19 protein-coding genes and 2 pseudogenes are annotated in these 21,333 nt (G+C 71.6%); 13 read left to right on the forward strand and 8 right to left on the reverse strand.

All coding sequences use genetic code 11. The annotated features are described in order from the left end of the window. Positions 1 to 34: 34 nt before the first annotated feature. Positions 35 to 1,474, reverse strand: a complete 1,440-nt coding sequence (locus LE548_RS08390; RefSeq protein WP_225096023.1) for a PP2C family protein-serine/threonine phosphatase — start codon at positions 1,472 to 1,474, stop codon at positions 35 to 37. A 346-nt stretch (positions 1,475 to 1,820) separates the two neighbouring features. On the opposite strand from LE548_RS08390, the gene LE548_RS08395 reads away from it, so the two are divergent. Continuing rightward, a complete protein-coding gene (locus tag LE548_RS08395) occupies positions 1,821 to 2,234 on the forward strand; it encodes an SsgA family sporulation/cell division regulator (protein WP_225096024.1) in 414 nt (137 codons plus the stop codon). A gap of 130 nt (positions 2,235 to 2,364) precedes the next feature. Next, on the forward strand, positions 2,365 to 4,392 hold the full coding sequence (locus LE548_RS08400) for a phosphocholine-specific phospholipase C (RefSeq protein WP_225096025.1): 2,028 nt from the start codon (positions 2,365 to 2,367) through the stop codon (positions 4,390 to 4,392). Here LE548_RS08400 and LE548_RS08405 read toward each other — a convergent pair. Together LE548_RS08405 and LE548_RS08410 are read right to left on the reverse strand one after the other, a co-directional pair. Further along, entirely contained in the window at positions 4,382 to 5,416 is a 1,035-nt protein-coding gene (locus tag LE548_RS08405) for a Gfo/Idh/MocA family protein (protein ID WP_225096026.1), read from the reverse strand. The genes LE548_RS08400 and LE548_RS08405 overlap by 11 nt on opposite strands. Before the next feature lie 67 nt (positions 5,417 to 5,483). After that, positions 5,484 to 6,578 carry a chemotaxis protein gene (locus tag LE548_RS08410; protein WP_225096027.1) on the reverse strand — a complete coding sequence of 365 codons (1,095 nt, stop codon included), beginning with the start codon at positions 6,576 to 6,578 and terminating at the stop codon, positions 5,484 to 5,486. 158 nt (positions 6,579 to 6,736) lie between these two features. Here LE548_RS08410 and LE548_RS08415 point away from each other — a divergent pair, with 158 nt between their 5' ends. Together LE548_RS08415 and asnB are read left to right on the forward strand one after the other, a co-directional pair. Then, a complete protein-coding gene (locus LE548_RS08415; protein ID WP_225096028.1) occupies positions 6,737 to 7,537 on the forward strand; it encodes an alpha/beta fold hydrolase in 801 nt (266 codons plus the stop codon). A gap of 281 nt (positions 7,538 to 7,818) precedes the next feature. Further along, positions 7,819 to 9,660, forward strand: coding sequence for an asparagine synthase (glutamine-hydrolyzing) (asnB, locus tag LE548_RS08420; RefSeq protein ID WP_225096029.1), 1,842 nt, complete (start codon positions 7,819 to 7,821; stop codon positions 9,658 to 9,660). Here the strand turns inward: asnB and LE548_RS08425 are convergent. Both LE548_RS08425 and LE548_RS08430 read right to left on the reverse strand, forming a co-directional pair. Beyond that, positions 9,653 to 10,183, reverse strand: a complete 531-nt coding sequence (locus LE548_RS08425) for a DUF4232 domain-containing protein (RefSeq protein ID WP_225096030.1) — start codon at positions 10,181 to 10,183, stop codon at positions 9,653 to 9,655. The genes asnB and LE548_RS08425 overlap by 8 nt on opposite strands. Before the next feature lie 34 nt (positions 10,184 to 10,217). Then, a complete protein-coding gene (locus LE548_RS08430) occupies positions 10,218 to 11,858 on the reverse strand; it encodes an alpha/beta hydrolase (protein ID WP_225096031.1) in 1,641 nt (546 codons plus the stop codon). 311 nt (positions 11,859 to 12,169) lie between these two features. Between LE548_RS08430 and LE548_RS45960 the strand changes: the two genes are divergently transcribed. The 3 genes from LE548_RS45960 to LE548_RS08445 all read left to right on the forward strand — a co-directional run bounded on the left by LE548_RS45960 (position 12,170) and on the right by LE548_RS08445 (position 14,340). Further along, positions 12,170 to 12,904, forward strand: coding sequence for a chaplin (locus LE548_RS45960; RefSeq protein WP_225096032.1), 735 nt, complete (start codon positions 12,170 to 12,172; stop codon positions 12,902 to 12,904). Between the two features lie 240 nt (positions 12,905 to 13,144). Then, positions 13,145 to 13,489 (forward strand): hypothetical protein, encoded by a 345-nt coding sequence (locus tag LE548_RS08440; RefSeq protein WP_225096033.1) that lies wholly within the window; start codon positions 13,145 to 13,147, stop codon positions 13,487 to 13,489. Next, the gene (locus LE548_RS08445) at positions 13,486 to 14,340 is read left to right on the forward strand and encodes a GNAT family N-acetyltransferase (protein WP_225096034.1); all 855 of its coding nucleotides are present in this window, start codon (positions 13,486 to 13,488) and stop codon (positions 14,338 to 14,340) included. The genes LE548_RS08440 and LE548_RS08445 overlap by 4 nt, the downstream gene beginning before the upstream one ends. Before the next feature lie 39 nt (positions 14,341 to 14,379). On the opposite strand, the gene LE548_RS08450 is transcribed toward LE548_RS08445, so the two are convergent. Both LE548_RS08450 and LE548_RS08455 read right to left on the reverse strand, forming a co-directional pair. After that, positions 14,380 to 14,856, reverse strand: coding sequence for a nucleoside deaminase (locus LE548_RS08450; RefSeq protein ID WP_225096035.1), 477 nt, complete (start codon positions 14,854 to 14,856; stop codon positions 14,380 to 14,382). Further along, on the reverse strand, positions 14,840 to 16,147 hold the full coding sequence (locus LE548_RS08455; protein ID WP_225096036.1) for an MFS transporter: 1,308 nt from the start codon (positions 16,145 to 16,147) through the stop codon (positions 14,840 to 14,842). Before LE548_RS08455 ends, LE548_RS08450 begins: the two co-directional genes overlap by 17 nt. 59 nt (positions 16,148 to 16,206) lie before the next feature. Between LE548_RS08455 and LE548_RS08460 the strand changes: the two genes are divergently transcribed. From LE548_RS08460 to LE548_RS08475, 4 genes and pseudogenes are all read left to right on the forward strand, one after another. Then, the gene (locus LE548_RS08460) at positions 16,207 to 16,593 is read left to right on the forward strand and encodes a MerR family transcriptional regulator (protein ID WP_225096037.1); all 387 of its coding nucleotides are present in this window, start codon (positions 16,207 to 16,209) and stop codon (positions 16,591 to 16,593) included. Positions 16,594 to 16,634: 41 nt separating this feature from the next. Beyond that, entirely contained in the window at positions 16,635 to 17,411 is a 777-nt protein-coding gene (locus LE548_RS08465) for a GNAT family N-acetyltransferase (protein WP_225096038.1), read from the forward strand. Between the two features lie 185 nt (positions 17,412 to 17,596). Continuing rightward, positions 17,597 to 19,090, forward strand: a complete 1,494-nt coding sequence (locus LE548_RS08470; protein WP_225096039.1) for an immune inhibitor A — start codon at positions 17,597 to 17,599, stop codon at positions 19,088 to 19,090. Positions 19,091 to 19,260: 170 nt separating this feature from the next. Continuing rightward, positions 19,261 to 19,554: pseudogene (locus LE548_RS08475) on the forward strand (amino acid permease); the annotation flags it as partial. A 215-nt stretch (positions 19,555 to 19,769) separates the two neighbouring features. On the opposite strand, the gene LE548_RS08480 reads toward LE548_RS08475, so the two are convergent. Continuing rightward, complete coding sequence (locus LE548_RS08480; protein WP_225096040.1) at positions 19,770 to 20,207, reverse strand: SPW repeat protein; 438 nt, start codon at positions 20,205 to 20,207, stop codon at positions 19,770 to 19,772. Between the two features lie 210 nt (positions 20,208 to 20,417). Here LE548_RS08480 and LE548_RS46435 point away from each other — a divergent pair, with 210 nt between their 5' ends. Both LE548_RS46435 and ssuE read left to right on the forward strand, forming a co-directional pair. Continuing rightward, positions 20,418 to 20,495: a putative leader peptide gene (locus LE548_RS46435; protein WP_373878043.1), complete on the forward strand. Its 78-nt coding sequence runs from the start codon at positions 20,418 to 20,420 to the stop codon at positions 20,493 to 20,495. 232 nt (positions 20,496 to 20,727) lie between these two features. Further along, positions 20,728 to 21,282, forward strand: a pseudogene (gene ssuE, locus LE548_RS08485) (NADPH-dependent FMN reductase). Positions 21,283 to 21,333: the final 51 nt, after the last annotated feature.

Consider the following 21,333-nt stretch of genomic DNA (forward strand, 5'->3'; position numbering starts at 1 on the left):
CCGTGGGCGCGACGTCCCTGTCATCACTACCGGTTCACGCGGTGACCCTGGCGACGAGCACGCATGCCTCGTCCTCGCGCCCGGCTCCGCCGAACTCCTCGACCACTGTCCGGACACAGTCCTGCGCGGTGCGCGCCGCGTCGAACCGTGGGGCGAGGTCAAGCAGTCGGTCCACGGCCGCCGTGGTGATCCGGCCCGGTACCAGCCCGTCGGTGTGCAGCAGCAGCAGGTCGCCCGGCTGGAGAGTCTCCTCGGCCTGCCCGTAGACGGCACCCGAGGTCGCGCCGAGCAGCACGCCGTCCGGCGCGGTCAGTACACGCCCCGTCCCGTCGCGGTACAGCAGCGGGGCGGGGTGTCCTGCCTGAGCCCAGACCAGGGTGCGGTTCTCGGGCCGGTAGCGGCAGCAGACGGCGCTGCCCAGGGCGGGCTGCACGGTGGTGTCCAGTAACCGGTTGAGCAGGCCGAGGAGTTCACCGGGCCGGGTGCCGGCCACCGCCATGCCGCGTACGGCGCCGAGCACCATCGCCATGCCCGAGGCGACGGCCACCCCGTGTCCGGTGAGGTCGCCGACGCTGAGCAGCATCTCGCCGTCGGGCAGGTCCAGCGCGTCGTACCAGTCACCGCCGATCAGGGTGCTCGTCTCCGGCGGCAGATGGTGCGCGGCGAGATCCAGGGTGCCCGGTCCCCGGTGCGGGAGCCGCAGGGAGCCGAGCCAGGGCGGCAGCACGGCTTCCTGCAGTTCGGCCGCGATCCGGTGCTCGGTCTGCTCCTGCCTGCGCTGACGGTGCAGCGAGTCACGGGTCTCGCGCACCGTGCGCTGACTGCGGCGCAGTTCACTGACGTCCCGCAGCACCGCCCACATCGAGGAGGTGCCGCCGTCAGCGCCGAGCACCGGCTCGCCCATCATGTGGACCGTGCGCACCGAGCCGTCCGGCCGGACGATGCGGAACTCGCCGTCGATCGGCCTGCCGTCGACCAGACAGCCCGTGACCATCGCGGTGAGCTGTGGCCGGTCCTCCTCCAGGACCAGCGAGGGCAGCTCGTCCAGGGTGAGGGCGGGGTCGGCCGGGTCGCGGCCGAGGATCTGGTACAGCTCACCGGACCAGGTCGCCTCGTCCGTCAGCAGGTTCCACTCCGCGCTGCCGACCCGGCTGAGCAGCGAGCCGCGCGGGCTCACGGCCGGTGCCGTGCGCAGTCCGGACGCCTCGGCGGGCTCGGCCGGGGCCTCGGGCGCCGGGTCCGGGCCGTCGCGGAGCTGGGCCAAGTGGGCGTCCAGGTCGTTCAGTTGATGCAGCGCGAGGTCGTACAGAGCGCGCTGCCAGCGTTCCTCGGGGTCCGCACCGTCGCTCTGGGTGTCCCGCCGTACGGCGTCCACGTCGCCCCGGAGTCGCCGTGCCTGCGTGATCAACGCTTCGACCGAGCCATGTCCGGGTGGCTGGGCGGCTGGGCGGCCCGCGGAGACTGGGGACGGCATGACGCACTCCGATGGGGGACGATACGGCCAAGCAGGACGGGGGACCGTTACGACTCTTGCACAGCCCGCGACGCCCTGTAAGGGATTTGGCAACACACGATACGGTGGTGCTTCCGGCATATGCCAGAGTCTCCCCGGAGTGATCCGGAGGCGTGAATGACGTACGCGCCCGGCGGTCCATGTCGTAGAAATCCTACGAGAGTTGTCCCGCGTGGGTGATCTTCGTGTAGCGCTCACGCGGCTGTTCGACGCACTTGTGTTCGCCAGTGCCGCGACCGGCCGGTACCCGTCGAACTCTGACCGGAATTGGGGGCATGCGAACGGCCTTCGCGCACTCCATATAAGCATGGACACCACTGTCGAACAGCCCGTGCTCGCCCGGCTCATCACCGCGGAGGACCAGGAGATCCCCGTGTCCGCCACGCTGCGCTACACCACCGGGGATCCGCTCGCTGTCTTCGTGGACTTCCCCGCCGAGGCAGCCCTGGAGGGCGAGGACGTCACGTGGACGTTCGCGCGCTCCCTGCTCGACCAGGGGCTGCGGGCCCCGGCGGGTCACGGGGACGTGCAGATCTGGCCGTACGGGCGCACGCGGACGGTCATCGAGTTCCACTCGCCGCACGGCCTCGCCCTGTTGCAGTTCCACGCCCTCGCCCTGCGCCGCTTCCTGCTGCGCAGCTACGAGGTGGTGGCGCCCGGACAGGAGGACGTGGTCAGGGTGGTGGAACGAGGGCTCAGCGCCCTGTTCGGCGGGGTGTGACCGGCCCGGGGCCGACTTTGACTTCTGTTCACCTTCGCCTCACCACACGGGTATGGACCCTGACGTTCCCCCCGTGCACCCTGTCGCGCGGTGTGCCGGAGGGGCACACGAGCTGACGAGGACGGGGCGAATGACACCGATCAGCCGAAGAGGCTTCGTGGGACTGGGCGCGTCCGTCGCGGCGGGGGTGGCGCTGGGCGCCGGCACCCCCCGGACGGCGGCTGCCGCACCGGCCACGGCGACCGGCACGATCAAGGACGTCCGGCACGTGGTGATCCTGATGCAGGAGAACCGCAGCTTCGACCACTACTTCGGCCGTCTGAAGGGTGTGCGCGGCTTCGACGACCGCAGTGGCATCACCCTGAGCGGCGGGTACCCGGTCTTCGACCAGCCGAACGGGCTGGGCCGTCAGTACCCGTGGAAGCTCAGCGCGACACCGTCCGCCGCGGGCGCGGACGGCGAGACCCTGGCCCAGTGCAACGGCGACCTGCCCCACTCCTGGTCCTCGCAGCACTCCGCGTGGAACAAGGGCCGGATGGACAACTGGGTCGCGGGCGTCGGCAACGTCCGCTCGCTCGGCTACCTGGACCGCTCCGACATCCCGTTCCACTACGCGCTCGCCGACAACTACACGATCTGCGACGCCTACTTCTGCTCCACACTCAGCGCCACCGGCCCCAACCGGACCTACCTGTGGAGCGGCAAGGTCGACTCCTCCTCTTACGACGGCGGCGACGAGTCGGGTCTGACCTGGCAGAACTACGCGGAGGCGCTGCAGGCCGCCGGGGTGAGCTGGAAGGTCTACCAGAACGCGGCCGACAACTACGGCGACAACGGCTGCGCCTACTTCAAGAACTTCGCGAACGCCAAGGCGGGCGACCCGCTGTACGACCGCGGCATGTCCTCGGTGCCGAAGGTGACCGGCTCGACCCCGGACGACATCGCCGCCGCGATCAAGGCCGACGTCCTCGCGGGTACCCTCCCGCAGGTCTCCTGGATCGTCCCCAACCAGGCCTTCTCCGAGCACCCGTACGCCCCGCCCGGCGACGGCGCCCACTTCGTCAGCCTCGTCTACCAGGCCCTCGCGGCCGACCAGGACGTCTTCGACTCGACCGTCCTGTTCCTCAACTATGACGAGAACGACGGCTACTTCGACCACGTGCCCCCGCCGGTGCCGCCGGCCGGAACGGCCGGGGAGTTCCTCAACGGGGTGCCGTACGGCTTCGGCTTCCGCGTCCCGATGATCGTCGTCTCACCCTGGACGCGCGGCGGCTGGGTCTCCTCGGAGGTCTTCGAGCACACCTCGGTGCTGCGCTTCCTGGAGACCTGGACCGCCGCCCTCGGCACGCCCGCCACGTGCCCCAACGTCAGTGACTGGCGGCGCACGGTGAGCGGCGACCTGACCGGCGTCTTCGACTTCGCCAACCCGGTCTACGGCGCGGTCTCGCTGCCCGCGACCAGCGTCATCGGCATCAACACCTGCGGCCCGCTGCCCAATCCGGTGCCGACGGACAACGCCCTGCCCGCCCAGGAACCCGGCACCCGGCCCGCCCGCGCGCTGCCGTATCAGCCGAACGGCTATCTGGACCACCTGGAGTTCGGCGCGGCCGGCCAGATCCTCGCCTGGTTCACCATGACGAACCAGGGGGACCCGGCCACCCGCGCGGCCCACTTCTCCATCCACCCCAACGCCTACCGGGACACCACGCCGTACCAGTACACGGTCGGCGCGGGCGGAACCGCCTCCGACTACTTCAACATCGGCACGGGCTTCGGCGGCGGCAGGTACGACCTGACCATGGTCGGCCCCAACCGCTTCCTGCGCCGCTTCCAGGGCGATGCCACCAAGGCGGGCAAGTCGGCGGAGGTGAGCACCCGTTACGCCGTCGAGCCCGGCACCGGCAAGCTCGCGATCTACTTCAAGATGACCAACTCGGGCTCGTCGTCGGTGAAGTTCACCATCACCTCCAACCACTACCGCGGTGACGGTCCCTGGACCTACACCGTGGCCGCGGGCGGCTCGGCGGAGGACTTCTTCAACGCCGTCGCGTACCAGAACGGCTGGTACGACTTCACGGTGACCGTCGACTCCGACGCGACCTGGTCGCGCCGGTTCACCGGGCACCTGGAGACGGGCGCCGCGAGCGTCAGCGGCTGACCCCGGCGCAGGGGTCGTACAGGTCCGGGCGCGGGGCCAGGCCGACGGTCACCCGGCCGCCGCTCTCCAGCGCCCGGACCCCCGCCTCGGCGACGACCGAGGACGCGTAGCCGTCCCACGCGCTCGCGCCGGTGACCTCGCCGCGCCGGGTGGCGTCGACCCAGGCCTGCACCTCGCGGTCGTAGGCGGCGGTGAAGCGGACGAGGTAGTCCTGCGGCACCTCCTCGCGTGCGGCGCCGCCGGTGGTGACCACCATGGTGTGCTCGTCGCCGATCCGGGCGCTGCCCCGCTCGCACACGGCCTCGCAGCGCACCTGGTAGCCGAAGCCGCAGTTGACGAAGACCTCGACGTCGACCAGCGCGCCCCCGTCGGTCTCGAACAGCACGAACTGCGGATCGAGCAGGCCGGCCGGAGCGTCCGAGGACGGTGCGGGCCGCAGCACGGTCACCGCCGTCAGTTCTTGTCCGAGCAGCCAGCGGGCCGCGTCGATCTCGTGCGAGACCGAGCTGTTGACGAGCATGGCGCTGGTGAAGTCGGGTGGCGAGGAGACATTGCGGTGGGTGCAGTGCAGCATCAGCGGCCGGCCGAGACTGCCCCCGTCCAGCAGGGCCTTCAGCCGCCGGTACTCGGTGTCGTAGCGGCGCATGAAGCCGATCTGTGCCAGCCGGCGGCCCACCCTGGTCTCGGCCTCCGCGATCCGCAGCGCGCCGGCGGAGTCCGGCACCATGGGCTTCTCGCACAGCACTGGCAGGCCCCGGGCGAAGGCGGCGAGCAGTGCCTCCTCGTGGGCCGGGCCGGGAGAGGCGATCAGCACGGCCGCGACCCCGGGTGCGTCGAGCGCGGCCTCCGCGTCCGGGTGGACACTCACCCCGGTGAGGCCGGCCACCGCTTCCTTCGCCCGCTCGACGTCCGGGTCGGCCACGGCCACGACCCTGGCTCCGCTCACCACCTGGTCGAGCCGTCGTATGTGATCGGCGCCCATGTGTCCGGCACCCAGTACCGCCACACCCAGCAGGTCACCCATGCGTGCGCTCCCTTACGCCGACGATCACGCCGTAGCGTACGCCGCGCAGGGAGCGCCGCCAGTGGGCTCAGTACCGCAGCACTCCCGCGATCCCGTCGGCGTCGCCCAGGGTGCCGTCGGGCACGAAGCGGACGTCGGCGCCGGTCTGCAGGCACTGCTCGACGATCTCGTCCACGATGTCCTCGCGGGCGTCCAGATCGCCGGGCTCGGCCGGCACCAGATGCGCGCCGAGGTCGCGGACGGTGGCCCGGAAGTTCTCCTCGACGGCGAGCAGCCGCACCCGGCCCTCGCGGGCGCTCTGCCACAGCTCGTCCAGACCGGCCGCGTAGGTCTTGCGGCCGCGCGCGGAGGTCAGCTCGTCGATCACGGACCTGGTGTCCTTGCGGGCCTCGTCCTCCAGCACCGGCCGCAGTGCCTGCCACACGGCCTCGGGACCTGCGTGCGTGAGGCCGCCGTGCGGGACCTGGACGGCGCACTTGGCCACGCTGCCGGCCTCCTCCAGCAGCGACAGCGCCGCCTGCTCACCGGTGACGTACAGCGGCCGGGGCTCCTCGCGCAGCAGCGCGGCCATGGCGGTGTCCGCCTCGCGCAGGAACTGACGGGTGGCCTCGTCGCTGTACGCGCTCGGCATGTCGCCGATCTGCTCCTGGCGCTCGGGGTCGAAGTTCGGCTGCCGCCGCTCCAGCGGGAAGCCGCCGGACTCGTCCGCCACGACACGGCCCTCGCCGCCGCTCCACAGGGCGACGCGGTCCGCGGACACCGACAGCACCCAGAAGGGCCGTTCGGCCGCCTGTGCGGCGACCAGGTTGCGGGTGAGGAAGGTGTCCGAGAGCACCACCCGCTCGGGGACGGATCGGGCCAGGGACCAGACCTGGTGCTCGCCCGGCGCGGCGAAGATCACCAGACCGTCCTCGGCGTGGGCCAGGTCCACCTCGGCCAGTGCCCGGTCGAGCTGGGCCTCGACGTCGTTGCGCCGTTCACGGGTGACGGCGGGATCGGCCTCCAGGCGCTTGCGCGCCTCGGTGAGGACATTGCGCAGCCGGACGGGATCCTGCCCGTTCTCCGGTTCACGGCGGTGCGTCGGGGTCAGTACCGACACCGCCGGGTAGGGACGCGGGCGCCGCAGTTCGGCCAGGGTCGCGGGACTCAGTGCGTGCTCCATGACAGCACGATAGGGCGGATTCACGCGTACGGCATTCGGGGTAAACCGGACCCGCCTGCCACCGGGAGTTCCCCGGCGGAAGGCGGTGACGCGCCGCCCCGGGCCGGATACCGTACCCGCCAGTAACTACATGCTGCCGCACCCCTCAGGAGGCCCCCATGCCGCAGTTCGACGTCGCCGGAGCGACCCTGACGTACGACGACGAGGGTCCCCGGGACGCGCCGGAGGTGCCCCTGGTGTTCGTGCATGGCTGGACCGCGAACCGGCACCGCTGGGACCACCAGACGGCGCACTTCTCCGAAAGACGCCGGGTGATCCGGCTGGACCTGCGCGGGCACGGGGAGAGCAGCGGGGCCGGCGTGCGCACGATCGCCGAGCTGGCCAACGACGTGCTCGCCCTGCTCGATCATCTGCGGGTCGAGCGGTTCGCGCTGGTCGGCCACTCGATGGGCGGGATGATCGCGCAGACCATCACCCTCGCCCACCCCGCGCGGGTGGAGCGGCTGGTGCTGGTCGGATCCATCGCCCGGATGGCGTACAGCCGCGGCCGGGGGCTGCTCATGGCCGCCTCCACGCTGGTGCCGTTCAGGCTGTTCGTGGCGGCCAACATCCGGCGCGCCTTCGCGCCCGGTCATCCGCGCGAGGAGATCCGCGCGCACATCCGCGCCTCGGCCGGCACCCCGCGCGAGGTCGTCATGACGCTCTACGGCGCCATGCGCGCCTTCGACGTCCTCGACCGTGCCGGTGAGATCCGCACGCCCACCCTGATGGTGCACGGCTACCACGACGTCCAGCTGCCGGTGCGGCAGATGCTGCGGATGGCCAGGGTCTGGCCGGACGCGGTCGTGCGCATCCTCGACGCGGGTCATGAGCTGCCCCTGGAGAGGCCTGCCGAGCTGACCGACGCACTGGACCGGTTCCTGACCGAAGCCCGACCCCTCCTGACCGAAAACAACTGACGGATGTAGCGCTTGGGGAAGTTTTTGCCTCTGGCCGGTTCCTGGCGGCGCCGGCCCGACGGTGCGGCTTCCACCGGATTTCGCGCGAGCAAAAAGCGGCCGAAAGCATGGGGGAGGTGGAGCCGTCCGTGTTACGCCCACGTTGACTGCCTCGGGCAACTGACGGACGCTCGTACCTATAGGTGCTCAATACAACCGGTTTGCCGACCGGAACCCGGATCACCACGGAACGCACAGGTGAAAGCGGAGAACGGCAGCGAACCGGAGGCAGGAGGCAGCGCATGTGCGGCATCACCGGATGGGTGTCCTTCGACCGTGATCTGACCGTCGAGGCCACCACATTGGATGCAATGACCGAGACGATGGCCTGCCGGGGCCCCGACGACCGCGGCATCTGGACCGAGGGCCCGGCCGCCCTGGGACACCGCCGGCTCGCGATCATCGACCTTCCCGGCGGCCGTCAGCCGATGTCCCTGACGACCCCCCAGGGAACCATCGCCATGGTCTACTCCGGGGAGGCCTACAACTTCACCGAGCTGCGCCGCGAACTCGAAGGCCGCGGCCACCGGTTCACCACCGACTCCGACACCGAGGTCGTGCTGCACGGCTACCTCGAATGGGGCGACGAGGTCGCCGAACGCCTCAACGGGATGTACGCGTTCGCCGTCTGGGACGGCCGGCACGACAAGCTCGTGATGATCCGCGACCGGATGGGCATCAAGCCGTTCTACTACCACCCCACCCCCGACGGCGTGCTGTTCGGCTCCGAGCCCAAGGCCATTCTCGCCAATCCGTTGGCCCGCCGCCGGGTCACGCTGGACGGCCTGCGCGAGCTGTTCGTGCTGATCAAGACGCCCGGGCACGCGATCTGGGACGGCATGCGCGAGGTGGAGCCCGGCACCGTCGTCACCGTCGACCGCTCCGGCATCAGCACCCGCGTCTACTGGCGGCTGCGGACCCTCGCGCACCCCGACGACCGTGAGACCACCATCGCCACCGTGCGCTCCCTCCTCGACGACATCGTGCGCCGCCAGCTGGTCGCCGACGTGCCGCGCTGCACCCTGCTCTCCGGCGGCCTCGACTCCTCCGCGATGACCGCGATCGCCGCCCGGCACCTCGCCGAACAGGGCGAGCGCGTAAGGAGTTTCGCCGTCGACTTCGTCGGCCGGACCGACAACTTCATCGCCGACGAACTGCGCGGCACCCCCGACACGCCCTTCGTGCACGACGTGGCCGAGCTCGCCCGGACCGACCACCAGGACATCGTGCTCGACGCCCAGTCCCTCGCCGACCCCGCCGTGCGCGAGCGGGTGATCCGCGCCCGCGACCTGCCGGCCGGCTTCGGCGACATGGACTCCTCGCTGCTGCTGCTCTTCCGCGCCATCCGCGAGAAGTCCACCGTCGCCCTGTCGGGTGAGTCCGCCGACGAAGTCTTCGGCGGCTACCTGCAGTTCTTCGACGAGGAGGCGCGCCGCGCCGAGACCTTCCCCTGGCTGGCCAGTTTCAACCGGCACTTCGGCGCAGACGGCGACGTACTGCGCGACGACCTGACCAAGTCCCTCGACCTGGAAGGCTACGTCGCCGACGGCTACCGCACCGCCGTCGCCGGCATCGAACGGCTCGACGGTGAGAGCGACTTCGAGTACCGGATGCGGCGGATGAGCCATCTGCACCTGACCCGCTTCGTGCGCGCCCTGCTCGACCGCAAGGACCGGATGAGCATGGCCGTGGGACTGGAGGTCCGGGTGCCGTTCTGCGACCACCGGCTGGTCGAGTACGTCTACAACGCCCCCTGGGCCCTGAAGTCCTTCGACGGCCGGGAGAAGAGCCTGCTGCGCGAGGCGGCCGCGGACGTCCTGCCGCGCTCGGTGTACGAGCGGGTGAAGAGCCCGTACCCCTCCACCCAGGACCCTCGGTACGCCGCCGCCCTGCAGGAACAGGTCAAGGAACTGCTCGCCCGGCCCTCCCACCCGGTGTTCGACCTGCTGGACCGGGAGCGGGTCCGTGCGGCCGCCGAGCGCGAGGCACCGGTGAGCACCCAGGTGGAGCGGCGCGGGCTGGAGCGCGCCCTGGACCTCGCGGGCTGGCTGGACGCCTACTCCCCCGAGGTGGTGCTCAGCTGAGACCGATGGCCCGGTCCGCGGCCGCCGCCGTGGGCTGCCACCACGTCGTCACCGGCTCCCACACCAGGACCTGCTTCCCGGTGCCGAGCCGGCCGGCGGTGAAGGAGCGGCCCCGGTGTGCGGCCGAGGCGGCCACGGTGAGGTCGTCCGTCCGGCGGGCCTGAGGGTCCGCCGGGTCGGCGATGGTCCGTACGTCCGCGTAGGCGCTCCGGCCCGCCGCGAGCCGGTAGGTGCCGGTGCCGCCCGCCGGCACCGGCAGCGCCGCTCCGTCGAGGTTCCCGAACGTCACGGTGGGCACGAGGTCGACCACGCAGGCGCGGGCGCCGCGGTTGGTGACGCTCGTGCGCACCACCGTCGGGTGGCCGGGCACGGCCTTCGCCCGGAGTGCCAGTGGCGGCTCGGCGCAGCGGACGGTCCGGGCGTGATCCCTGCCGGCCGTGGTGGCGTGGCCCGGCTGTGCGGTCAGCAGCAGGACCGCCACGGCGGCCGGGGCGGGTACGGCGAGGGCGGCGCGGACACGCATGGCGGTCTCTCCCTGTCGCGGTCACGTACACCTGTCATCCGTCGTCGGTGTTCCCCGTCGCGCTCCAGTCCTCCCCGTCCGCCGGGCAGGAACTGCCGTTCGGCGGCAGGGTGCCGTACAGCAGGAAGTCGTCGATCTTCCGGTGGACGCATGGCGAGGAGTCGTACCCGGTGTGGCCGTCCCCCTTGTTGTCGAGCACCACAGCCGACGGGCCGAGCCGCGCCGCCGTCTCCACGGTCCACCGGTACGGCGTCGCGGGGTCGCCGCGCGTGCCCACGAGCAGCATCTTCGCGGTGTCGACGGCCTTCACCCGGTCGCGGATGAAGTCGGTGCCCCTGGGGCGGCCGTAGCACATCAGCAGCTCGGTGAGCCGGTAGCGGCCGAAGACCGGGGAGGCCTGCTCGTACCGGGCCGGCAGGTTCTTGAGGTCCTCGGTGATCCGGGCCGCGCCGGGCCGGTCGGGGTCGTCCGCGCAGTTGATCGCCATCAGTGCGGCCAGGAGGTTGTCCGCCGGGACGTCCTGCGGCTCGACCAGCCCGCCGTCCGTACGGATCCCGGCGTACGCCGTTGCCGTTGCCGTGCCCGAACGGACCGGCAGGCTGGTGCCCCCGGCCGCGAAGTTCAGCACGCCCCGGGTGTCGCCGTCCTGGACCAGTGAGGCCAGCGCCCGCTCCAGCGAGGGCCACAACTGCTTGCTGTAGAGGGCCTGTCCGATGGCTCCCACCAGGTCCTGGCCGGAGATCGTGCCGCCGACGTCGGTGGGGACCGGGTTCTCGTCGAGCGAGTTCACCAGCCGTACGACCTGGTCCCCGGCCGCCCGCCGGTCCTGCCCGAACGGGCATGCGATGTCCGTCGTGCACCAGTCCAGGAAATCGTCCAGCGCGGTCTGCTGCCCCTCGGCCCCGGCCACCCCCTGCTCGGACAGCGGCTCGGTCAGGGTGTCCACGCCGTCGAGGGCGAAACGGCCGACCTTGTGCGGGAACTGCGCCGCGTACACCGCGCCGAGCCGGGTTCCGTAGGAGAAGCCCAGGTAGTTGAGCTTCTTGTCGCCGAGCGCCTGGCGGATGACGTCCAGGTCGCGGGAGGCGTCCACGGTGCCGATGTGGGCCAGCACCGGGCCGGAGTACCGGGCGCACTCCTCGGCGGTTCGCTTCAACTGCCGTAGCAGTGCCTGCGGATGGCCGAGGTCGGTGTGGTCGTCCGTCGTGCCGGAGGCGTCGTCGCCGCCCTCGCCGCAGCTGACGGGGGAGGAACGGCCGACGCCGCGCGGATCGAAGGTCACCACGTCGTAGCCGTTGGTCAGGTCCATGAACTTCCGGCCGTCGGAGGCGAGTTCACTGACCCCCGGACCGCCGGGACCGCCGAAGTTCAGCAGCACCGAGCCCTGTGACGTCCCTGTCGCCCGGTAGCGGGCCAGGGCTATGTCGAGGGTGCCGGCGCGGGGGCGGGCGTAGTCGAGCGGGACGGTGACCTTGGCACACTGCAGGTCCTTCGGCATGTCCGGACCCTTGCAGCCCGTCCAGGCCGGCTTCTGCCGGTAGAACCGGGACAGGTCGGGTTGCGACGGCCGGTCGACCGCGGCCGCGGGCAGCCCGGCGCCGAGCAGCGCCAGGGTGAGGGCTCCGGCGCCCGCGCAGCGCCGCACGGCGGGTCGTGGGGACAGCTTGACCAGCATCGATCGCCTCCCGGGACGCCTGTCGCGGACCGGAGGGACGGCGCCCTCGGATCACCATAAGCGGGCCCCGGAGCGCCCGCCTCCGGACGAGCGGGGCGGCGCAGGGTGTCGTATGGTCCGCCCCTTCTGTCGCCTGTCGATGATCATTGATCCGCTTTACATGCGGTTAGCAACAGGTGTCACTCGATGGGGTGAAAGAGCGATAAGCCATAACTCGGATGGTTCGCATGCGTTTTTACAAGGTGCGGGTGAGTGCCCGTGATGATGTCTGGAAGGCAGGGAACCTCATGAGACGGGCTACCCGAAACGGCGTGATCGCCCTCGTCGCAGCCTCCGGGGCGATGGCCGTGGCGCTGCCGGTGTCCGCCGCCTTCGCGGCCGACGGCGCCTCCGCCGACGGCTCCGCGGCCGACTCGCCCGGGTTGATCTCCGGCAACGGCATCCAGCTCCCGGTACACGTACCGGTGAACCTGTGCGGCAACACCGTGAACGTGGTGGGACTGCTCAACCCCGCCGCGGGTAACGGCTGCGCGAACACCGGCGGTACGGCACAGGCCGGCTCGGCCGCCTCCGGCGGCGCCTCGGCTCATGGCACCGCGCAGGACTCGCCCGGCGTGCTCTCCGGCAACGGTGTCCAGCTCCCGGTGCACGTACCGGTGAACGTGTGCGGCAACACCGTGAACGTGGTGGGACTGCTCAACCCTGCCGCGGGTAACGGCTGCGCGAACGCCGGCACCGTCGCCCAGCCCCCGCGCAGCCGGCCCTCCACGCCGCCGGTCTCCACGCCGCCGGTGTCTACACCTCCGGTCTCCAGGCCCCCGGTGTCCACACCTCCGGTCTCCACACCCCGGGTGTCTACACCTCGGGTCTCCACACCCCGGGGGTCCGTGAAGCGCCGCCTCGCCCCGGCCGCACCGCGGCAGACCGTGTCCTCCCTGGCCCACACCGGTGCGGACGTCACCCTCCCTGCCGTCGCCGGCAGCGCCGCGCTGCTCCTCAGCGGCGCGATCCTCTACCGCCGTTTCCGCCCGGCCCGCACCTCCTGAATCCCCCCACGCCGCATGGCCCCACCGGACGCCGGCCCGGTGGGGCCGGATCATGAGTGCAGTACGTCGTCCCGGTGACGGACGGCATACGCGGACGATGGCGGGCGCTGCCGCGCCGGGCGCGGACGGGTTCTCCTGGTCTGCGCTGCCGGATTCCCGGAAGGGACCGGCGACCACGCCCTGTACCTGGCGCGCGGCGGACTGCCCGCCTATGCCGGCTTCGGCCCCCCGCCGTTGCAGGTGTTCTTCGTCGCTCTGGTCGTCCTCGACCCGCTCGCCGCCGTTCTGACGCTGTGGCTACGGCCCTGGGGCTTCCGGCTGGCGGCCGCTGTCATGACACTGGACGTCCTCGGCGACTGGAACGTCAACTGGCCCTGGGTGAAGGCGCATCCCGAAGAACTGCTGCGGCCGGTGGGGCTGCTGCCCATCACCCTCTTCGGGCTGTTCGTGGTCGCGACGGCGCCGGTGATGACGCGCGTGGTGCGGGGTGCCGTAACGGCTGATCTTCCCGTGGCGCGGCCCCCGTTGATCCGGAAGGATGCGGCACGGCATTCCGGTCCCGACGGAAATGGAGCGCATCGATGACCTCTGCGGCCCCGCACGACCTCGTCGTCACCCAGGCCACCCTCGCCGACTGGCCGGTGATCGCCGGCTGGGCGGCGGCGGAGGGCTGGAATCCGGGGGTGTCCGACGGGCCCGCGTTCTTCGCGCAGGACCCGGACGGATTCTTTCTCGGCCGGATCGACGGGGAGCCCGTCTCGGCCATCTCGGTCGTCACCCACGGCCCCGACTACGCCTTCCTGGGCTGCTACCTGGTCCGCCCCGACCTGCGCGGCCACGGGCACGGCCTCACCACCTGGAAGACCGCCCTGGCCCACGCCGGGAACCGCACCGTGGGCCTGGACGGAGTCGTCGCCCAGCAGCACAACTACCGCCAGTCCGGGTTCGAACTCGCCTACCGCACCGTCCGGTTCACCGGCACCGCCCCCGAGGCCCAGGTGCCCGCCGGTGTCCGCCCGGCCGGTCTCGCCGACCTCGCCGTCATCAGCGCCTACGACGGTGCCTGCTCCCCGGCCGACCGTCCGCGCTTCCTCGCCGAGTGGCTCACCGGCCCCGGCCACCGGGCCTTCGTCCGCCACGACGGCGAGCGCGTCACCGGCTACGGCGTGCTGCGCCCCGGCCACGACAGCCTGCGCATCGGCCCCCTCTTCGCCGACACCCCCGAGGACGCCCGGGCCCTGTTCGCCGCCCTCACGGCCGAGGCCGCCGGACGCGAGGTCGCCATCGACGTGCCCGAGCCGAACACGGCCGGCGTCGCCCTCGCCGAAGCGGCCGGATTCCAGGCCTCGTTCGAGACCGCCCGGATGTACACCGGACCGGTCCGCGCCCATGCCCAGCACCGCGTGTTCGGCGTCACCACCCTCGAACTGGGCTGAAACAACCAGGAGTTTTCGGAATCGGCTGAGTGGCAGGGGTTACGACAGCAGGCGGCGCCGGTGCAGCTCCCGGACCTGGTCCAGCAGCTCCGGCTCCGGCCCCTCCACGGCCACGCCGGGCGCGATGTCCTGGACGGGCAGCGGCCGCACCGGCGGCTGCGGTGCGCCCAACTCCGTGAGCCATCCGGACAGCTGGGCGGACGAGGCGACGTACACGATGCGGCCGAGCCCCACCCAGGCGTGCGCGGCCGCACACATCGGGCAGTGCTCGCCGGAGGTGTAGACGGTGGCCCCCGCCCGCTCCCCGGGTGTCAGATGCGCGGCCGACCAGCGGGCCAGCTCGAACTCGGGATGCCGGGTGTGGTCCCCGCCGGCCACCCGGTTGCGGTCCTCGGCCAGCACCGTGCCGTCCGCCGCCACGAGCACCGAGCCGAACGGCTCGTCACCGTCCCGAAGCGCCTCGCCGGCCAGCTCCACACAGCGGCGCAGATACCGCAGCTCACTTTCCTTCACCATCGTCCACCGACCTCCTCACGGCATGATCTCCGGCGGCGCACGGTACGGCCACCGGGCAGGGCTCGGCCGGCGGGTTCGCCTCCGGGGCAACACCGCGCCGCACGGCGGGGAAGGCGTACCGGCGACCCGCCGCGACCACCCCGAGCGCCACCACGGCCGGTGCCAGCGCGGTCCAGGGCAGGGCCCCGGCACCCAGCACGTCAAGTGCCACCCCGCCAGTGAGGGAACCGGCTGCGATGCCCGCGTTGTACACCGTGGTCTGCAGCGAGGTCGCCACATCGGCATCGGCCGGACCGGAGGCGTCGACCAGCGCCGTCTGGATCAGCGTCGGCGCCCCGCCGAAGGCCACGCCCCACACCGCGACCGCCCCGACCAGCAGCACATGCGCCGCCGCGCCCAGGCCCAGTGCCAGCAGCACGCCCGCGAACAGGGCGAGCGCCATCAGCAGGGTGCGGCGCGGCCACCGGTCGATCAGCACCCCGGTGAGCCAGATCCCGGCCACCGTGGCCGTCCCGAACACCGCGAGCAGCAGTCCCGTGCGGCGGTATCCCGCGTGCGCGGCGAACGGGGCGACATAGGTGTACATCACCTGGTGCCCCAGCAGCAGGAACAGGGTCACAGACAGCACCGGGCGGATCCCGGGCCGTCGTGCGACCCGGGTGAGCGGCACGCGCGCGTGCGCCGGTTCGCCGGGGAAGGCGGGCACGCGCAACCGTATCCACGCCACGAGCAGCACCGCGAGCACGGCCAGCGTGCCGAAGGCCGCGCGCCAGCCCACCGCTCCGGCCAGCGCCGTACCGGCGGGCACCCCGAGCGCCAGGGCCAGGGTGATCCCGGCGAGCACGATCGCGATGGCCCGCCCGCGCCGGTCGGCCGGCACCATCCGGGCCGCGTAGCCGGCCAGCATCGCCCACAGCGTGCCGCCCATGGCCCCGGCCAGCAGCCGGGCCGCGAAGGTGAGCGGGTACGCCGAGGACAGCGCGACCAGCGCGTCGCTCGCGGCGAACCCGAGCAGCGCCCCGCACAGCACCGTCCGCCGCGGCAGCCCGCGCAGCGCCGCGGTGACCGGGACCGCGGCCACGAACGACGCGGCCGCGTAGGCGGTGACGAGGAAGCCGACCCGGGACTCGGCGACCCCCAGCGGTGGCGCCATCACGGGCAGCAGCCCGGCCGGGAGCAGTTCCGTCAGGACGGCGGTGAACGCGGCACAGGACAGGGCGAGCAGCCCCGACCACGGCAACCGACCGCCCTTGAGCTGGGGATACGTGGAAGACACGGAGAACACGGTCATGCGACCATGGTGGGAGCTTCACATCAGTGTGAAGGTCAAACACGTGCCGGGAGAACATGATGCGGATCGGTGAGCTGTCGCGCCGCACCGGCGTCCCGACCCGGCTGCTGCGCTACTACGAGGAACAGGACCTGCTCCACCCCGAGCGCTCCGGCAACGGCTACCGCAGCTATCCCGAGTCCGCGGTGGCCGACGTCCAGCAGATCCGCGGCCTGCTGGACTCCGGGCTCACCACCGAGATGATCCGTGTGATCCTGCCGTACCTGTCCGGGCCCGGCGAGCTCCATCCGCCCGCCGCGTGCGTGCCCCCGCAGACGGCCGCCCTGCTCCAGGGGCACATCGACCGCATCCAGGCGCGCATCGACTGCCTGGCCCGCAACCGCGACCGGCTGACCGCCTACCTCGCCGCCGTACGGCCGGACGGAAGCGGGCCCGACGCGCGGTAATCCCCGTTGCCCGGCCGGGGCCGGGCTGATCGGCTGGGCGCATGGATCACACCACGGTACTCGCCCGCTACGACCGCGACATGCGCGAACGTGCACGCCCCGACGGCCCTGGCGCCCGGATCGAACGGGCCGGCGCGGTCGTGCGCCAGGTCGCGGACGCCCACGGCTGGAACGGCGTGCTCTGGAGCGCTCTGGACGCGGCCGGCGCCGACCGGGCGATCCGCGAGCAGATCGACCACTTCACCGCCCTCGGCCGGGACTTCGAGTGGAAGCTCTACGGCCACGACCGGCCCGCGGATCTGGGCGCCCGGCTCACCGCCGCCGGATTCCGGGCCGAGCCGGAGGAGACGTTGCTCGTCGCCGACGTCGACGCCCTCGCCCTGGACGCCGAACCGCCCGCGGGCATCCGGCTCGTGGCGGCCGACGACGAGGCCGGCGTCGATCTCGTCGTCGGCGTGCACGAGCAGGCCTTCGGCACCGACGGCACCCGGCTGCGGCACCGGCTGCTCGCGCGACTGGCCGCCGACCCCGGCACGGTCGTCGCCGTGGTCGCGCTCGCCGGGGACGAACCGGTCAGCGCCGCCCGCATGGAGCTGGTGCCCGGCACCCCGTTCGCCGGGCTGTGGGGCGGCGGCACCGCCCCGGCCTGGCGCGGCCGGGGCATCTACCGCGCGCTGGTCGCCCACCGCGCCCGCGTCGCCGCCGCCCGCGGCTACCGCTACCTCCAGGTCGACGCCTCACCCATGAGCCGCCCGATCCTCCAGCGCCTCGGTTTCCACGCCCTGAGCACCACCACGCCCTATCTGTACGGGGATTGAGCTCGGACCCGCCGAGAGGGGAGGGCGGGGCCGGCTCGTTCATTGCCCGGACTTTCTGTTCACCGGACCGTCATGCCATGTACCTTTCAAACAGTCCACGCGTGTAGAACCCTCAATCCGGTTCTACGCGCGCAGATTTGGCGTCCCCCACCGCCACTCCCCACCCCTCAACGGAGGTTCGCCGGATGCTTGGATCCATGAGATCCCGCCGCAGACTCACCACCGCCCTGGCCGGATTCGGGCTGCTCCTCACCGGAGCCGCCGTCCAGGTCGGCAGCGGCAGCACCCCCGCCCACGCGGCGACCGCACACCGCATCCTGTTCGACAACGCCCACGCCGAGACGGCCGGCAACGCAGACTGGATCATCTCGACCAGTCAGCCCGACCCGCTCGGCGAGAACTCGTCCCCGTCCGCCGAGACCGACTGGACCGGCGCCATCTCCTCCTGGGGCGTGGCGCTGCAGAAGACCGGCAACTACAGCCTGAAGACGCTGCCGTCGGGCTCCAGCCTCAGCTACGGCGGCTCGTCCTCGCTCGACCTGTCGAACTTCGACACGCTGGTCCTGCCGGAGCCCAACACGCTGTTCACGAGCGCCGAGAAGACGGCGATCATGAACTTCGTGAAGAACGGCGGCGGGCTGTTCATGATCTCCGACCACACCGGAGCCGACCGCAACAACGACGGCTACGACGCGGTCCAGATCCTCAACGACCTGATGACGAACAACAGCGTCGACTCCAGTGACCCGTTCGGCTTCTCGATCGACTCGCTGAACATCTCCTCCGACCACCCGGCCGCGATCAGCGACAGCACCGACCCGGTCCTGCACGGCTCCTTCGGCACCGTCACCAAGAGCCTGATCGCCAACGGCACCACGGCCACCCTCAAGCCGTCGGACAACGCCGCCGTCAAGGGCCTGCTGTACCGCACCGGTTACTCCGCCAACACCGGCGCCTTCTTCCTGACGTCCACGTTCGGCAGCGGCCGTGTCGCCTTCTGGGGCGACAGCTCCCCGATCGACGACGGCACCGGCCAGTCCGGCAACACCCTGTACGACGGCTGGAACGACTCCAGCGCCACCAACGCGGCTCTCGCCCTCAACGCCACCGAATGGCTCTCCGGCGCCAGTGGCACCAGCGGTGGCGGCGGGACGGGCGGCGGCACCGGCGGAGGTACCGGTGGCGGCACGGGCGGAGGTACCGGCACGTGCACCGCCGCGCAGCTCCTCGGCAACCCGGGCTTCGAGTCCGGCAACACCACCTGGAGTGCCTCCAGCGGTGTCATCACCAACTCGACCGGGGAGTCGGCCCGTTCGGGCTCGTACTACGCCTGGCTCGACGGCTACGGCACCGCCACCACCGACACGCTCTCCCAGTCGGTGACCATCCCGTCCGGGTGCTCGGCCACGCTGAGCTTCTACCTGCACATCGACACCGCCGAGACCTCCACCAGCACCGCCTACGACACCCTCAAGGTCCAGGTGCTGAACAGCTCGGGCACGGTCCTGGGCACCCTGGCCACGTACTCGAACCTCAACGCGGCCTCCGGTTACACCCAGCGCAGCTTCGACCTCAGCAGCTACGCCGGGCAGACCGTCACGCTGAAGTTCACCGGCACCGAGGGCTCCCAGTACCAGACGTCCTTCGTCGTGGACGACACCGCGCTCAACGTCGCCTGAACCGCACAGCGGTACGGGGGCGGGCCCGAACGGCCCGCCCCCGCTCCGTATGTCCGTCATGCCGCCGGGACCGTCCGCTCCGGTGTGTGCCGGCCGGTGCCCCGCACACTCGGCGCCGAGCCGTGCAGATCGGGCCATCGAGGAGAGCCCCTTGAGGTCGGCCTGGCCGGACCACGTCCGCGTCGGTCTTCACCGGCCTGCTCGGCGGCTCCCGCGTCCCCTACGACGCCGCACGCGACCGCGCCCTCTTCCGCCCGTACGAGAAGCTGCACCCGAGGCACCGCTTTCCCGCGCCGGGACTCGCGACGCTGGGTGTGATCACCGCGGTCGGCTTCCTGATCGGCCGGCACACCGACCTCGCCACGCTGATCCAGTTGCTCACCACGGTCGTGGTGATCGTCCAGGCGCTCGCCCAGATCATCGCGCTGACCGTGCCGCGCCGGCGGCGGCCGGACCTGCCCCGAGGAAGCCACGACCGACAAGCCCGGCTTCGGCCGGCCGGCCGTGCTGTCCGACCTCAAGTCGCTGCTGGAGACCGGGCGGGCCTGCCGCAGGCGCCCTGGCTGGTGCCGAGCCGCTGAGCGGGCGCGGCGAAGGCCGGTCCGCCCGGGCGGACCGGCCTCACCTGGTCACCTGTCCTTCCTCGCCTCTTCCTCTTCCTTCTCTCTCGCGTCTCCAGCTACGGCCTGGGTGTGCTCTTCGCCGCCGTGCCGGCACAGAGCAGTCCGAGGAGAAGCGCCAGGGCGCCGATGACGACGTTGTTGATGATCACGCCCCTGTCCGGGCCGCTGCCCACGATCCACGGGGCGATGATCAGCCAGACGCCCATGGCGCACATGGCCCAGCTGAGGCCGTACATCCGCTCGGGGGCCCTGGTGAAACCGAGTGCCAGCAGGCCGATCGCTATGCCCATGATCAGGTTGTGGGTCATGAGCGCCGGCTGGCTCGCCGTGTAGTGCACGATCCACGGTGATGCCGCGCAGTACAGGCCGAGCAGGAACACCGGCCCGTCCACGAGCGCCACATCACGACCGCCGAGCATGCGGGCGTAGCGTGCCCGCATTTCGGAGACATCGGGGTGAGTCGTCATGTCACCCCTGTGCGAGACATTGGCCATGACTCGTCTCCTTTGACTTCGCTGGCCAGACCGCGTCTGGTGCAGTACGGGTAAGCACCGCTTGCTACCATTTTGCTCTTATTTCTTCTTTATGTGTAGGCCTGTGGCGGGTCGTCCCGGACCCGCGCCGGGCGCGGGTCCGGGATACGAGACCGGTCGGGTTTTCCTTGACGGCCCTCACCGGCGGCTGCCACGATCAACAGCATGACGATGCGACTGGACCTCACGCGGCGACGCCATGTCGACCTCGCGCGCGTTGCCAGTGCCTCCTGTTGCGCCGCGGCCTGATCACTTCTCGGCGATCCGCCGCGCTTTCTCCTTTTCCCGCCTGAGTTCACCGTGCCGGCACCTCTCTTGGCGTGCCCGCGCACCCCTTGGGTTCGGCGTGCCTGAAGGCTCTCCGCACCAGGAGTCCAGCGGGTGCTGCCATCGACGTGCGGGCGAAGAACCGGAGTTGGTCTCCGTCGCGGCCCACGGCTGACCGCCGGCAGCACCCCGCACTCCCAGAAACGAGGCACCCATGGCCACCGTCCTGTCCGTCTCCGGCAGCCCCTCCGCCACCTCCCGCACCGGCCGTCTGCTGCGCCACCTGGACCAGCGCCTGACCGCCCAGGGGCATGACGTGATCCCGCTCGACGTCCGCAGCCTCCAGGCCGAGGCCCTGCTGGGCGCGGACGTCCGGCACCCGGCGATCGCCCGGGCCGCCGAGCTGGTCGCCCGCGCCGACGGCGTCGTGATCGGCACGCCCATCTACAAGGCGTCGTAGTCCGGTGTCCTCAAGGCGCTGCTCGACCTGCTCCCGCAGTACGCCCTCACCGGCAAGACCGTGCTGCCGCTCGCCACCGGCGGCTCCACCGCGCACGTCCTCGCCATCGACTACGCGCTGCGCCCGGTGCTGAACTCCATGGGTGCCGCCCACATAGTCCAGGGCTGGTTCACCCTCGACAAGGACATCACCGTACGCGAGGACGGCTCGCTGACCATCGCCCCGGCCACCGCCGAGGCGCTCGGTGAGGTGGTGGACCGGTTCTCGGCCGCCCTCGGCCGGACCCCGGTCCTGGCGGCGGCGAGCTGACCGGCCAGCGCGCTTCGTGGCCGGCACCCGTTCGGCACCCAACTCCTCCCA

Origin of the sequence: Streptomyces sp. CoH27 (assembly GCF_020181035.1) — a bacterium.
Classification (GTDB): domain Bacteria; phylum Actinomycetota; class Actinomycetes; order Streptomycetales; family Streptomycetaceae; genus Streptomyces; species Streptomyces camelliae.